This window comes from uncultured Abyssibacter sp. (assembly GCF_964000955.1).
Lineage (GTDB): Bacteria > Pseudomonadota > Gammaproteobacteria > Nevskiales > OUC007 > Abyssibacter.
The window spans coordinates 1-13,063 of sequence record NZ_CAXFCL010000010.1 but is presented as its reverse complement, the minus strand read 5'-3'; the positions used below and the strand labels follow the sequence as shown (position 1 = coordinate 13,063).

Below are 13,063 nucleotides of genomic sequence, written 5' to 3'. Positions count from 1 at the left end.
GAAGGCCACCTGTTCCTCGTCGGTGAAATTCACCTGCGGGAACACCAGCACGCCACGCTGCTCCAGCAGCTCGCGAATCTCGGAGGCGTGCTCGCCACTGAGCAGCGTCGCCTTGTCCGCCCGGATCTCGGTCGCGATCCGGGGCTTCAAATCACGGGTTTCTAGGGTCATACCAACCTCGTCAGTTGATTGGCTGGGGCAATCAGGCAGTGCGTCATTGCTGGATCGCCGCACGGAAGTCCTCGTTCTTGAGGAACAGCGATGTGTTGTCCGCACGCAGATGCGTCCACTTGAGATTGAGCCCGCCATCGACCAGCAGCGTCTGGCCGGTGACATAGGCCGAAAGATCGGACAGAAAGAACAGGATGGCGCCGCCCTGCTCCTCCGGCAGGCCGCGCCGCCCCATGGCGATGGCGTCACGGTCGCGCTGCTCGTCGTCATCGATGAACATCTTCGATGCCGGGGTCGCGGTCGGGCCGGGCGCGATGGCGTTCACGCGGATGTTGTCCTGCGCCAGCTCCACCGCCAGGGTGCGGGTCGCGGCGACCATCGCCGCCTTCGCCGTGCCGTAGGCGATGTGGTACGGCGCGGTGTTCATGCCGCTGATCGACGAGATCGACACGATTGATCCCGGATTACCGGACGAGCGCAGTTCCGCCGCGACCGCCTGGCTCATGAAAAACATGGTCTCCAGGTTCTGCGCGAACAGGGCGCGCCAGTCCGAGCGCGACACGCGGGTGGCGCGCATCCAGGTCTGGGGCGCGGCACCGCCAGCAACATTGACCAGACCGTACAGCGTGCCGGGCGCGTCGGCCGCGGCCTGCATGGCCGCGTCGATCCCCTCGTCGGTTTCCGCATCGGCGGCGACGGGTACGACGGACAGTCCGGCATCCACCATCGGCTGGATGTGCTGGTCGAGATTGTCCTGCGAGCGGCTGACCGCAACCACGGTCGCACCGGCCTCGGCGATCATGCGGGTCGTCGTTGTGCCGATGCCGCCTCCCGCGGCGCCGGAAACGATCACCACTCGACCGTTGAGTTGCATGAGGTTCTGATCCATCTCTTCCTCGCACTTTGTTCGCGTCGAAATCGGCGCGTTGAGTCGCTTCGCGTTATTTTGTACGGACAATTTAATGTCCGGTGCGTCGCTAATTTTTAACGGTATTTGTTATAGAACAAGGTCGATTCGAAGTAAAGAATCGACATTTTGTCCGTACTATTCAATCCATTCCGGACCGCAACCCCGCTCAGGCGGCAGCCGGCTCCAGGCGCCTGGAAGCCAGCTCGCGCAGCGGAGCGGTCTTCACCTTGTTCGAGCTGGTCAGCTCGATATCGGCCTCGGCGATGAACAGCACCCGTCGCGGCACCTTGAAGCTGGACAGGCGTTCCGCCACGAAGCCACGTACCGCGCCCTCGTCCAGACTCTGACCGGTTTCCGTGACCACGCAGGCCACGACCAGCTCGCCCAGCGTGTCATGCGGCACACCGACGGTGGCCGCCAGCTTCACCCCGGGGCAGTCGCGCAGCACGGCATCGATTTCCAGCGGCGACACATTGGCGCCACCGGTCTTGATGATGTCGTTCAAACGCCCCTGCCAATGCAGACGTCCCTGCTCATCCAGGAAGCCGCCGTCACCGGTGCGGAAGAAACCTTCCTCGTCGAAGGTGTCCTCGGCCGCCACGCGCAGGTAGCCGAGCATCATCGTCGGCCCCTTGACCGCGATCTCTCCGGCCTCGCCCAGCGGCAGCACCCTGCCCGTCAGCGGGTCGACGATGCGGATGATGTTGCCGGGCAGCGGCACGCCGCTGGTGCCCTCGCAAAGCGCCTTCGGCGTGCCGCTGGGATAGACGGTACTGAGGGTGAACGTCTCGGTGTTGCCATAGGCGTAAATCGGTTCCTGCCAGTCGGAATCGACGGTCGGATGCTCGCGCAGCGGCGAGATCTCGCCGACATAGCGCAGGCTGGACAGGTCGCGCCCGGCATAGTCCGGATGCTCGGTCAGCGGCGCCCACTGATGTGGCCACGCCACCGGCAGGCTCACACGCTCCTCCTCGATCAGCCGTAGCGCGTCACCGGGATCGAAATAGCGCTGCAGCACCAGGCAGCCGCCGGCGGCGAAGGTCGTGCCCAGCGCCATGGCGTAGTTGCCGGACCAGAACAGGCCGTTCGCCGACCAGGTGCGCACGTCGCGATCAACATTGAAAATCTTGCGCCAGCGCCAGCACTGGATCGTGGCGGCGCGATGCGTGTGCAGGATGGCCTTGGGCTTGGCGGTGGAACCCGATGAAAAGAACACGAAGCCGCGATCGGTTGGCGCGACTTCGGCGCTGATGGCATCGACCATCGCCGCCGGCACCCGGTCGGGGCTTTGCATGAACGCCGACCAGGACTCGAATGCCCCGGCCGGCGCCGGCCCGTCATCGATGCAGACCGCGCCACGCAGATAGGGCAGCGCCGCCGATCGCATCTCGCCGTCGGCGGTCGCCAGGTCCGGGCAGATCGCCGTCAGTTCATCGGCGAAATCGCGCTTGGCGATCGAACGCTCGAAGAACAGCAGCGAGATGTCCCCGACGCGCAGCATGTACTCCAGTTCGTCACGCTTGGCGAAGGTGCTCAGCGCCACGCAGGTGCCACCCGCCAGCGCGATGCCGTACGCCGCGATGATCCACTCCGGACGGTTGGTGCACAGCACGCCCACCCGCGTTTCCTTGGCGACGCCGCGGGCGACCAGCACCCGGGCGACGGTCATCGCCTGGTCCCAGACCTCGCGGTAGCTCAGACGCACCACCTCGCCCGATGGTGCGTGGAACACCATGGCCTCGCGATCGGCGTTGGTCTCGCAGACCTCGCGCAAAAATCCGCCGGCGGTCAGCGCGCCCAGCGCCTCGTCGGCCAGCGGCGCGCCTCGAACGGTCGATTCCATTGTCATTTGCCTGCCTCCATGCGCTGTCGGACCTCGTTCGGAAGCGGCTCCACACCGGCTTCCAGCGGAATCTCCAGCGTGTTGATCGCCGTCGCCAGCAGGCCGTAGCAACCCACCGCGAACACGATGTCCATCAGCTGTTGTGGTTCGAAATGTTCGGAGAGCCGGGACCAGGTCTCGGCGTGGATGCGTGCGTCGTCATGCAGCTCGTCCGCCGCCCGCAGCAAATCGGCATCCACCGGATCCCAGTCCGGCGCATCCGGCCCGGCCTGGACGCGCGCGATCTCCTCGTCGGTCAATCCGGCCCGCTTGCCGAGCACGATGTGCTGAACGAACTCGTACTCGCAGCGACGCAACCAGCTGATACGAAGAATCAGCAGCTCGCGCACCCGCTTGGAGACGGTACTGGCGGTCGCCACGTGATTGTTGAAGGTCAGGAACGCCTGCGCGAGCGGCAGGTGATGCACCAGCGCACCCAGCACGTTGCGCCCCCTGGGATCGCCGTCGGGCCAGTTCGACAACACGAAGGCGCGACCGCCCGGAAAGGCGCCGAGCGCCTCGAGCTCGGCGTCGCCCCAGTCATCGGGGGACAGCGGGGCTGGCTTGTCAGTCATCGACGGCGCTCCGCTTCAGCGCGCCACCCATTCGGAGGTCAGTCCGAAGGGCGACAGGTATTTGGTCGAGCTCCAGCCGCCGTCGACGACGATGGTCTGGCCGTTGATGTAACTGCCACCTTCCGAGCAGAGGAAAGCGACGGTGCTGGCGATGTCCTCGACCTTGCCGAAACGGTCGTGCGGGGTCATCTCGATGTTCATCTTGCGAAACGCCTCGTCCTCCAGGCGCTGGATGGTCATCGGCGTGGGGATGACGCCTGGCGCCACCGCGTTGCAGCGGATGCCCTGGGCGCCGTACTGGCAGGCGATATGCGTGGTCAGCGCGGTCATGCCGCCCTTGGAGGCCGAGTAGGCGCCGCCGCGCAGCCCGCCAACCACGGCGTAGGTCGAGGTGACGTTGATCACCGCCGAACCCGGCTTCATGTGCGGCAACACCTCCCGGGTCAGCCGGAACGGCGCGCGCAGCATCAGGCCGAGGAAATAGTCGAGGGATTCGTCATCGGTCTCGTGGATCGGCTTCGGGCTGCCGACCCCGGCATTGTTGACCAGGAAATCGATCCGGCCCCAGCGCGACAGCGCGGCATCGACGACCCGCCGCGGCGCATCGTCCGCCGTCAGATCCACCGCCACGACTTCGATGCGCTCGGGGTCGCCGATCGCGCGCTCCAGCTCCGCGAGCTTGCCCGGATCACGGCCGACCCCGACCACGTTCATGCCCTGCGCGACCAGCGCCTCGGCGCAACCCAGGCCGATACCACTGCTCGCGCCGGTGACGATGGCCACCGGCCTGTCAGCGCTCTTGTTCATGTCTCCTCCACACCTTGGCACCCATGCAACATGAGCCACCGCGTCCATGCATGAGTTCAATTGTCCAGATCATTGAGCCGTGGATTCTGGACTCTCGAAACGTAGAATGCTTCCATCTGAAGCAGAGCGCAACGCCTCGCGCCATTTATTGTCCGTACAATAATCAATCGAACAGGAAAACCGGTCCGCCATGCCGAATCAAGCCAGTTCAGACCGAAAAATCGTCGCCGGTCGATCCATTCGCTGGGACGCCGCGCGCGCCGCCGATGCCTACGACCGCGGCCTCTGGATCCACGAAACCCTCGCCGACACGCTGCAACAGGCCGCGACGCAAACACCGGATCGCACGGTGCTGGTCGACGGCGACATCCGCCTCGACTGTCGGACGCTGCATGAGCAGGCCGGACGCCTGGCGCAAGCGCTGCTGCAACGCGCGCCGCGAGGCAGCGTGGTCTCGTTCATGCTGCCCAACTGGCACGAGGCCGCGGTGATCTACCTCGGCGCCACGCTGGCCGGCATGGTGGTCAACCCGATCCTGCCATCGCTGCGGGATCGCGAACTCCGCTTCATCCTGGAGGACGTGGACAGCCGCTTCATGTTCATCCCGGAGGCGATCCGCAAGCATGATTACGCGGCCATGCTGAGCCGCGTAGTCGACGCGCTGCCGTCGCCGCCGCATGTCGTCGTCGTGCGCGGCGATGCCGGGCCGCATCTGGCCTACGACACGCTGCTCGCCTACACGCCCGCGCCCGCGCCCGGGGCGCTGACCGCGCCGGATCCCGACGCCGTGCGGATGATTCTGTACACCTCCGGCACCACGGGCCGGCCCAAGGGCGTGCTGCACACGCACAACTCCATTCACGCGCTGATGTGTCAGTTGCGCGAGCATTGGCTGGTCGACCCTGGCGACCGCTTTCTGGTTCCGTCGCCGATCGCGCACATCGGCGGCTCCATCTACGCCTTCGAAGCCCCGCTGCTGCTGGGGACGACGGCCGTGCTGATGGAACGCTGGGACGCCGATGCCGCGGTGGCGCTGATGCAATCGGAACACTGCACCCACATGGCCGGCGCGACGCCGTTTCTGGAGCAGATCCTCGCCGCGGCTGAACGCGCCGGCACCCGCCTGCCCGATCTCAAGCTGTTCGTCTGCGGCGGCGCCTCGGTGCCGCCGTCGCTGATCCGCCGGGCGCAGGCCTACTTCGACGGCGCCATCGTCACCCGCGTGTACGGATCCACCGAGGTGCCGGTCGCCACCGTGGGCGCGACCCGACGCGACGAGGCCGATCTGGCCGCCGACACCGATGGCCGCGGCGGGCTGGCCGAGCTCCGGCTGGCCGCCCACGACGCGGCACGCGACGGCGAAGGCGAAATCTGCGCGCGCGGACCACAGATGCTGGTCGGCTACCTGCATGCCGAGGACGAGGCCACCGCCTTCGATGCCGACGGCTTCTTTCGCACCGGCGACATCGCATGCCTGGTGAACGACGACTACGTGGTGGTCACCGGACGCGCCAAGGACATCATCATCCGCAAGGGCGAGAACATCTCCCCGAAAGAGGTGGAGGACATGCTGATCGGGCACCCGGACATTGCCGAGATCGCCATCGTCGGCCTGCCCGATCCGGACAGCGGCGAGCGCGCCTGTGCGGTGATCGTGCCGAGCTCGACCCCGGGCCCGGATGTTCGGGCGCTGGCGGACTTCCTGCGCGAACGCGGCGTGGCCATGTTCAAGGCGCCGGAGCAGGTGGAATGGCGCGACGCCCTGCCGAAGAACGACGCCGGCAAGGTGCTGAAGCATCAGCTCCGCGCCGAGTTGATGGCTAGCGGACCCGACGCAGCGTGATCGAATACCGGTAGGATGCCGCCGGGTGCGTGCTGAACGTCACCTGCGCCACCTTGCCTTCCGAGGTCGTGTAGGTCCGGCGAATCCTGAGCGCGGCACTGGCGGGCTCGACCTTCAGCCCCGCGGCCAGCATGGGCGAGATCAACGTCGCCTCGACTTCCTGGTGCACCTCGACCACCGTCTGGCCGTAGAGGTCCTCGATCAGCGGAAAGATCGGCCCCGCATGCCGTCGCAGCATGCGCCCCACGCCGGCGAAATCGCGGTGGATGTAGTACTCGGCCCAGCAGTACGGCGTCGCCTGCCCCTCCGTGTGCCCCCAGCCGCGCACCGCCAGCCAGTGCTCCCCGACCGTGAGCCCGCTCCAGGCCGCGAGCTTGTCGTCGACCTCGATCATCTCCAGCGTCTCGATCTGGAAGCGCTTGTCCTCGGACCAGGACAGGAGCTGCTCGATGGACATCACGTCCTGCGCATACGAGGTGGATGCCGGCCGCGAGACCACGATGGTTCCGGCGCGCGGCTTGGAGGTCACCAGATTGTCCTCGCGCAGCCTGCGCAGCGCCTCGCGCACGGTGTAACGGCTCACCGAATAGTGCTTGCACAGGGCTTCCTCGGTCGGCAGCTGGGAGCCGGCGGGATAGACACCGTCGACGATGTCCTTCTTCAGCGCCCGCGCAATCTGCAGGTACTTCGGCTCGCGCGGGCTACCACCCGCATCCTGTTGCTTGCTTGTTGCCATTCAATATATCCGGACAAATATTTGCCGCGACCAGTCAAAATGTATTATCAATTCGCTTGTTTAACGCATAAACCAATTATAAGTCCAGACAATTAACGAAATGCTTCCGGGCACCGGAGGCTGTGGACGCATCGAATCGCGGTCGGTCCTCCGATCGCCCGGCAAGGAGACCACCCGCATGGCGCTGCAGAACGCACGCTTCACTGCAACAGCCCCGTCGACACTGGCCGATGGCTGGACCCTGCAACGCCTGACGCCGCCCAGCCGCCTGTTCGGCGCCAACGGCCTGCGCACCGGACCCGACGGTCGCATCTACGTCGCTCAGGTCTCCGGCAGCCAGATCAGCGCAATCGATGTGGATTCCGGCGACATCGAGACCATCAGCCCCAAGGGCGGCGACATCGTCGGCCCGGATGATCTGGTCTTCGATGCCGACGGCAACCTCTATGCCACCGAGATCACCGAGGGCCGGGTCAGCATGCTCGCACCGGACGGCAGTTCCCGCGTGGTCTACGGCGATATCCCCTGCGCCAATCCGATCACCATGTATCAGGGCCGCCTGTTCGCCGGCGAATGTCGCCCGGGCGGACGCATCATGGAGCTGGACCTCAACGGCGGCGCGCCGCGGGTGTTGCTGGACAACGTGCCGCTGCCCAACGCCATCGAGGTCGGCCCGGACGGCAAGCTCTACATTCCGGTCATGGGCACCAACGAGATCTGGCGCGTGGACCTGGATGGCGGCGCGCCGGAGACGGTGGCGGGTGATCTGGGCGTGCCCGATGCGGTGAAGTTCGATGCCGCCGGGCAGATCGTGTCCACCCAGGTCGCCAGCGGCCAGGTGCTGCGCATCAACCCGCAGACCGGCGAACGCACCACGCTCGCCAGCCTCGCCCCGGGCCTGGACAACCTCAGCTTCGTCGGGAACCGCCTGTTCGTTTCCAGCATCTCCGGCCAGGTCAACGAAATTCTCGCCTCGGGCCAGGTCCGCCCGCTGGTGCCGGACGGCCTGAACTGGCCGCTGGGACTGGCCATGGGCTCCGATGGCCTGCTGTACATCGCCGACGGTCCGTACAGCTACACGCTGCAACCGGGCGGCACCCTGCAATCCGCCGGCATGCTGTTCACCCCGGGCTGTCCGGGACACGTCCGCGGCGTGGCCGCGTCGGCGCCCGGCGAGGTCATCGCCACCAACGCCAACGGCCAGGTCGCGCGCTGGCGCCCGGCTGAAATGGACAGCGACATCATCGCCGAGGGCTACGACCGGCTGATGGGCGTGGCCGTCGCCCCGGGCGGCGCGGTGATCTTCGCCGAGCTGGGCACCGGCTCGGTCCACTCCGTCGCCGGAGGCCAGGTCGAGACACTGGCGCGCGGCCTCACCGAACCCATGGGCGTGGCGATCACCGCGGACGGTGCCTGTCTGGTCAGCGAATCCGCCGCTGGTCGCGTGGTCCGCATCCGCGGCGGTCGCGGCGAAACCGTCATCGATGGCCTGCAGCAGCCACAGGGCATCGTCGTCGTCGACGGCCTGCTCTACATCGTCGACACCGGCGCCAAGGAAGTGGTCGAGTGCAATCTCGCCACCGGCGCCCGGCGCAGCGTCGCCACCGGTCTGCCGGTAGGCGCACCGCCCGGCGTCACGCCGAAACCGCTACGCGCCATGCTGCCGCTGTCCGGCCCGATGGGCCCGTTCGCCGGCATCGCCGCCGGTCCCGACGGCACGCTTTACGTCGCCGGCGACGCGGAAGGCAGCGTGCTCGCGCTGCGTCCCGCGGCGTCCTGATTTCTCCGAATTCCAACGATAGAGCCCAACGACCATGAATGACCTGACGCTGGACTGTTCCGATCTCGACCAACACATGGGCAAGCCGATCCAGCCGGCCCGGCTGCGCGACCCGGTCGCGAACATCGACATCCGTCGCTGGGCTCAGGCGATGCACTACCCGAACCGGCTGCATTACGACGACGATTTCGCCGAGGCCAGTCGCTTCGGTCGGCTGGTGGCGCCGCAATCCTTCGCCATCGCCACCGACGACGGTCACGGCGCGGCTCCGGCCTGCGTGGGAGGCATTCCCAATTCGCACCTGATCTTCGGCGGCGACGAATGGTGGTTCTACGGTCCGCGCATCTACGGCGGCGACATGATCGTCAACGAGCGGATTCCCTACGACTACGCGGTGAAGGAGACCAAGTTCGCCGGTCCGACCTGCTTTCAGCGCGGCGACAACAACTACCACAACCAGGACGGCGACCTGATCGCCAAGCAACGTTCGACGTCGATTCGCTATCGCGCCGACCTGGCCCGCGAAATGGGCTCGCTGGATGGCACGGAAGATCCGGAATGGACCGACCAGCAGCTCGCCGAGCTTGAGGAGGAGAAGTTCTCCTGGATCAGGATGCTGCACGACCTGGGGCACGGAAAGCGGTACTGGGACGACGTGCAGGTCGGCGACGCGCTGCCGCCGCGGACCATCGGCCCGCACAGCATCGCCAGCTTCACCACCGAATGGCGCGCCTATCTGTTCACCATCTGGTGCGGCGTGCACCGGCGCACGGACCTGGACATGGAGGCCCTGGGCTTCACCGAGGACATGGCCGGCAAGGAACAGGACCCGGTGCTGGAGTTGGAGAACCCGGAACTCACCGACGGCGCCTACATCGGCCCGTCGCGCGGTCACCTGTTCCCGCGCTGGGCGCGCTACATCGGCATGCCGCGCGGTTACGGCTACGGCGCCTCCATGGGCGCCTGGATTCTGGACTACTTCGCCGGCTGGGCGGGCGAATGGGGACGCGTGGTGCACTCCAACGCGTCGTACCGCGGTCCGGCCTTCACCGGCGACATCACCATCATGCAGGCTGATGTCATCGACAAGCTGGTCGACGACGAGGGCCGCAACCTCGTCCAGGTCAACTGCAAGATGACCAACCAGCTCGGCGCCACCATGGCCACGGCGAAGGCCGAAATCGAACTGCCGAAAAAATGATGCGGCGGACGGGCGGGACAGCGTTGGCCGCGACGCGGCGCCTCGTCACCCCTGGCCTAGTGGCATTGCGTCCCGGTGCAGGCCAAGCGGTCGCTCGCGTCGTACATTGATACGCACCACAAGATCGCCCCGCCCGCCCCGTATTTCCTGACGCCGGGCGGCAGTCCGGCGACATCGACCTGTCCGTGACCTTGGAGGAGACAACCCTTGACGGACGCAGCCAGCTTTCTCGACAAGCCCGTGCTGGTCACCGGCGCCAGCGGTTTCGTCGGCAGCCACACGGCCCGCCTGCTCGTCAGCCAGGGCCGCAAGGTCCGGGTGATGCTGCGCAGGACCAGCAGCCAGGCGGCGCTGGAAGGCCTGGACGTGGATGTCCGCTACGGCGATGTCCTGGACCCGGATTCGCTGCGCGCCGCGATGGACGGCTGCGGCAGCGTGTTCCACTGCGTGGTCGACCCCCGCTTCTGGCTCACCGACCCGACGCCGATCCACCGGAACAACGTGGACGGACTGGTCAACAGCATGGACGCCGCGCTGGCCTGCGGAGTCGAACGGTTCATCTTCACCAGCACCATGGGCACGCTGGGGCTGAATCCGGACGGACCGGTGACCGAGGACATTCCGTTCAACTGGGCCGACCATGCATCGGCCTACATCCTCGCCCGGGTCGAGGCCGAGAACCGCTTTCTCGCCTACTGTCGCGACAAGGGTCTGCCCGGCGTGGCGCTCTGCATCGCCAACACCTACGGCCCGCAGGACTACCAGCCCACACCGCATGGTCACATGCTGTGGCAGATGGCCAACGGCGAGGTGAACGTGGCAATCGAGGCGGGCGCGCCCACCGTCGACATCCGCGACGTGGCCGACGCCATGGTCCGCGCCGAAGCCCGCGGGCGGCTGGGCGAGCGCTACATCATCGCCAACGAGTTCATCAGCAACCGTGACTTCTACACGCTGGCGGCCAGCGAAGGCGGGCGGAAACCGCCGCGCATCATTCCGCTGAAAGTCGCCTACGCCATCGCCTGGGTCGCCGAAGCCGTGCTCAAGCTGCTGCGGCGCAAGGACTACCTGGTCAGCACCGATGCCGTGTACCTGTCCAACGTGTTCCAGCGCATGGATCACGGCAAGGCCGAACGGGAACTGGGCTGGAAGCCGCGCCCCGTCCAGGACACCGTGCGCGACGCCGTGGCCTGGTACGCCGAACATCACCGTCACAACGCGCACTAGGGCCTGTTGACCCGATTCCGGGCGCCGGGTTTGACCGACCACTTCCCGGCAGGCTAGTAAGAACGGCATGGCACGCAAAATCTTTCAGCCGCATCTGTCCACCGCCAGCGATCCACGCGCGGTCCGGACCCGCGAGGCATTGCGCAACGCCCTGCTGGAGCTGCTGGAAGACACGCCGCTGGAACAGATCTCCATCCGCGACATCGCCGCCCGCGCCGCGGTCGGCTACACGACCTATTTCCGCCACTACCCGGACAAGGAATCGCTGCTCAACGAGGTCGCGGCCGAGGAGATCGGCAACCTGGTCGAACTGTCGGTGCCGATGATGAGCGGCAGCGACACCCGGCAGGCAACGATGACCCTGTGCCGTTATGTCGACGAGCACCGGGCGCTCTGGGCCACGCTGCTCACCGGCGGCGCCGCCGCCGCGCTGCGCCAGGAATTCCTGCGGCTGTGCCGCAAGATCGCGATGTCGAACACCTGGCCGGATAGTTGGCTGCCGGCCGAGGTCGGCGTCAACCTCGCCGTGAGCGGCACCATCGAACTGCTGGCCTGGTGGCTGCGTCAGGACGATCCGGTTCCGATGGAACAGGTCGCGGGCATTCTCGACCGGGTAATCGTCTCGCCCCTGGTCAGGGCCGGACAGGAAGAGCGTCCGCCGTTCTGAACCGGCGCCGCTGCGACGTCAGGCCATCTCCCGCATCTTCACGAACAGCGCGCAGCCGGCGGCCGCCAGCGCCGGGACGGCGAAGATCAGGAACAGGGCCGGCGCGACCACACCCCAGCCGATGAGCACGCCGGCGATGGCCGGGCTGACCACCGCTCCACCCCGCCCGAGCCCGGCGGCCCAGCCCAGGCCGGTGCTGCGCACCTGCGCCGGGTAGATGGACACGGCCAGCGTATAGAGATTGGTGAAACCGCCGAACAGCGTCACCCCGACGATGAACAGCGTGATCCACATCAGGCCCGACGCCGCGCTGTCCATCGTGACCATCGCCGCCAGCAGCATGACCAGCCCGCCACCGATGACGAAGGTCACCGCGATCACGCGGTTCAACGCGCGCTTGCGGGCAATCCACCCGACCAGTGTCGCCCCGACCACCGAGCCACCGGCCAGCAACACCGCGCCGAGAATGGCCTGATCCTGCGGATAGCCGGCCGTGGTCAGGATCTGCGGCAGCCAGCTCGTCAGGAAGTAGACGGTGGCGAAGGCAAGGAAGAACGTGATCCACAGCAGCAGCGTGGTGACGCGCCGGTTGGCCACCAGCAGCGAGCGCACCGATGCGGACTCGCCGACCACGGCCTGTCCCACGTCCGGCAGCCGTTCCACGGGCTGCTGGCGGATGTAGCGCAGGATGCGATTGACACGGTCCAGCGCCTGATCGGGGCGGCGCTTGATCAGAAACGCCATCGATTCCGGGATGACAGCGGCCATCGCGGCAGCGACCACGAAGGTGATGATGCCGGCGTAGATGAAAATGATCCGCCAGCCGTGTTCGACCACGACCGGGGCGACGATGAGACCGCCGATCACGGGCCCCAGCGGCCCGGCGGAAAAGATCACCGCCAGCACGAAGGTGCGATGACGCCGCGGGCTGTACTCGCTCACCAGCGGAGCCAGTGCGGCCACCAGCGCGCCCAGGCCCAGGCCGCTGATCAGCCGCAGCACGACGAGCTGGTTCACGGACGTGGCATAGGCGGCGGCCAGCGTCGCGCCCCCCGCGAGCACCAGCATTGCCACCGACACCAGCCGCCGGCCGTAGAGATCGGCCAGCGAGGCCAGGAACATCGCACCCAGTGTCATGCCCAGCACGCCGGCGCTGAACACCAGCCCGAGCTGCCCGGCCGGCAGGCTCCAGTCCTCGGTGATCGCCGGCGCCAGGAAGGAGATCACGGCGATGTCGAAACCGTCGATGACGTAGGCGATGAAG

The 13,063-nt window shown here is 66.9% G+C and carries 11 protein-coding genes; 5 read left to right on the top strand and 6 right to left on the bottom strand.

Features of this window, described 5'->3' with window-relative positions; all coding sequences use genetic code 11:
- Positions 1–214: 214 nt before the first annotated feature.
- From ABNS06_RS00405 to ABNS06_RS00390, 4 genes are all read right to left on the bottom strand, one after another.
- A complete protein-coding gene (locus ABNS06_RS00405; protein WP_348671900.1) occupies positions 215–1,060 on the bottom strand; it encodes an SDR family oxidoreductase in 846 nt (281 codons plus the stop codon).
- Positions 1,061–1,247: 187 nt separating this feature from the next.
- A complete protein-coding gene (locus tag ABNS06_RS00400) occupies positions 1,248–2,930 on the bottom strand; it encodes a class I adenylate-forming enzyme family protein (RefSeq protein WP_348671899.1) in 1,683 nt (560 codons plus the stop codon).
- Positions 2,927–3,538 carry a carboxymuconolactone decarboxylase family protein gene (locus ABNS06_RS00395; RefSeq protein ID WP_348671897.1) on the bottom strand — a complete coding sequence of 204 codons (612 nt, stop codon included), beginning with the start codon at positions 3,536–3,538 and terminating at the stop codon, positions 2,927–2,929. Before ABNS06_RS00395 ends, ABNS06_RS00400 begins: the two co-directional genes overlap by 4 nt.
- A 15-nt stretch (positions 3,539–3,553) precedes the next feature.
- Entirely contained in the window at positions 3,554–4,345 is a 792-nt protein-coding gene (locus tag ABNS06_RS00390; RefSeq protein WP_348671895.1) for an SDR family oxidoreductase, read from the bottom strand.
- Positions 4,346–4,535: 190 nt separating this feature from the next.
- Between ABNS06_RS00390 and ABNS06_RS00385 the strand changes: the two genes are divergently transcribed.
- The gene (locus ABNS06_RS00385) at positions 4,536–6,188 is read left to right on the top strand and encodes an AMP-binding protein (protein ID WP_348671894.1); all 1,653 of its coding nucleotides are present in this window, start codon (positions 4,536–4,538) and stop codon (positions 6,186–6,188) included.
- On the opposite strand, the gene ABNS06_RS00380 is transcribed toward ABNS06_RS00385, so the two are convergent.
- Positions 6,166–6,924 carry a GntR family transcriptional regulator gene (locus tag ABNS06_RS00380; protein ID WP_348671893.1) on the bottom strand — a complete coding sequence of 253 codons (759 nt, stop codon included), beginning with the start codon at positions 6,922–6,924 and terminating at the stop codon, positions 6,166–6,168. The two genes, ABNS06_RS00385 and ABNS06_RS00380, sit on opposite strands and share 23 nt — an antisense overlap.
- Before the next feature lie 178 nt (positions 6,925–7,102).
- Here ABNS06_RS00380 and ABNS06_RS00375 point away from each other — a divergent pair, with 178 nt between their 5' ends.
- The 4 genes from ABNS06_RS00375 (at position 7,103) to ABNS06_RS00360 (ending at position 11,799) form a co-directional block, all read left to right on the top strand.
- Positions 7,103–8,704: an SMP-30/gluconolactonase/LRE family protein gene (locus ABNS06_RS00375; RefSeq protein WP_348671892.1), complete on the top strand. Its 1,602-nt coding sequence runs from the start codon at positions 7,103–7,105 to the stop codon at positions 8,702–8,704.
- Between the two features lie 34 nt (positions 8,705–8,738).
- Complete coding sequence (locus tag ABNS06_RS00370) at positions 8,739–9,905, top strand: MaoC family dehydratase N-terminal domain-containing protein (protein ID WP_348671891.1); 1,167 nt, start codon at positions 8,739–8,741, stop codon at positions 9,903–9,905.
- A gap of 207 nt (positions 9,906–10,112) precedes the next feature.
- Positions 10,113–11,132 carry an NAD-dependent epimerase/dehydratase family protein gene (locus ABNS06_RS00365; RefSeq protein ID WP_348671890.1) on the top strand — a complete coding sequence of 340 codons (1,020 nt, stop codon included), beginning with the start codon at positions 10,113–10,115 and terminating at the stop codon, positions 11,130–11,132.
- Between the two features lie 67 nt (positions 11,133–11,199).
- Complete coding sequence (locus tag ABNS06_RS00360) at positions 11,200–11,799, top strand: TetR/AcrR family transcriptional regulator (RefSeq protein ID WP_348671889.1); 600 nt, start codon at positions 11,200–11,202, stop codon at positions 11,797–11,799.
- A gap of 18 nt (positions 11,800–11,817) precedes the next feature.
- On the opposite strand, the gene ABNS06_RS00355 is transcribed toward ABNS06_RS00360, so the two are convergent.
- The coding region (locus ABNS06_RS00355) for an MFS transporter (RefSeq protein WP_348671887.1) at positions 11,818–13,063 on the bottom strand (1,246 nt) is incomplete at its 5' end.

Bases quoted from the DNA above. Each gene is read 5' to 3' on its own strand.
- ABNS06_RS00375 (WP_348671892.1), top strand. From the start codon at position 7,103: ATGGCGCTGCAGAACGCACGCTTCACTGCAACAGCCCCGTCGACACTG.
- ABNS06_RS00395 (WP_348671897.1), bottom strand. From the start codon at position 3,538: ATGACTGACAAGCCAGCCCCGCTGTCCCCCGATGACTGGGGCGACGCC.
- ABNS06_RS00385 (WP_348671894.1), top strand. From the start codon at position 4,536: ATGCCGAATCAAGCCAGTTCAGACCGAAAAATCGTCGCCGGTCGATCC.
- ABNS06_RS00360 (WP_348671889.1), top strand. From the start codon at position 11,200: ATGGCACGCAAAATCTTTCAGCCGCATCTGTCCACCGCCAGCGATCCA.
- ABNS06_RS00370 (WP_348671891.1), top strand. From the start codon at position 8,739: ATGAATGACCTGACGCTGGACTGTTCCGATCTCGACCAACACATGGGC.
- ABNS06_RS00405 (WP_348671900.1), bottom strand. From the start codon at position 1,060: ATGGATCAGAACCTCATGCAACTCAACGGTCGAGTGGTGATCGTTTCC.
- ABNS06_RS00400 (WP_348671899.1), bottom strand. From the start codon at position 2,930: ATGACAATGGAATCGACCGTTCGAGGCGCGCCGCTGGCCGACGAGGCG.
- ABNS06_RS00390 (WP_348671895.1), bottom strand. From the start codon at position 4,345: ATGAACAAGAGCGCTGACAGGCCGGTGGCCATCGTCACCGGCGCGAGC.
- ABNS06_RS00380 (WP_348671893.1), bottom strand. From the start codon at position 6,924: ATGGCAACAAGCAAGCAACAGGATGCGGGTGGTAGCCCGCGCGAGCCG.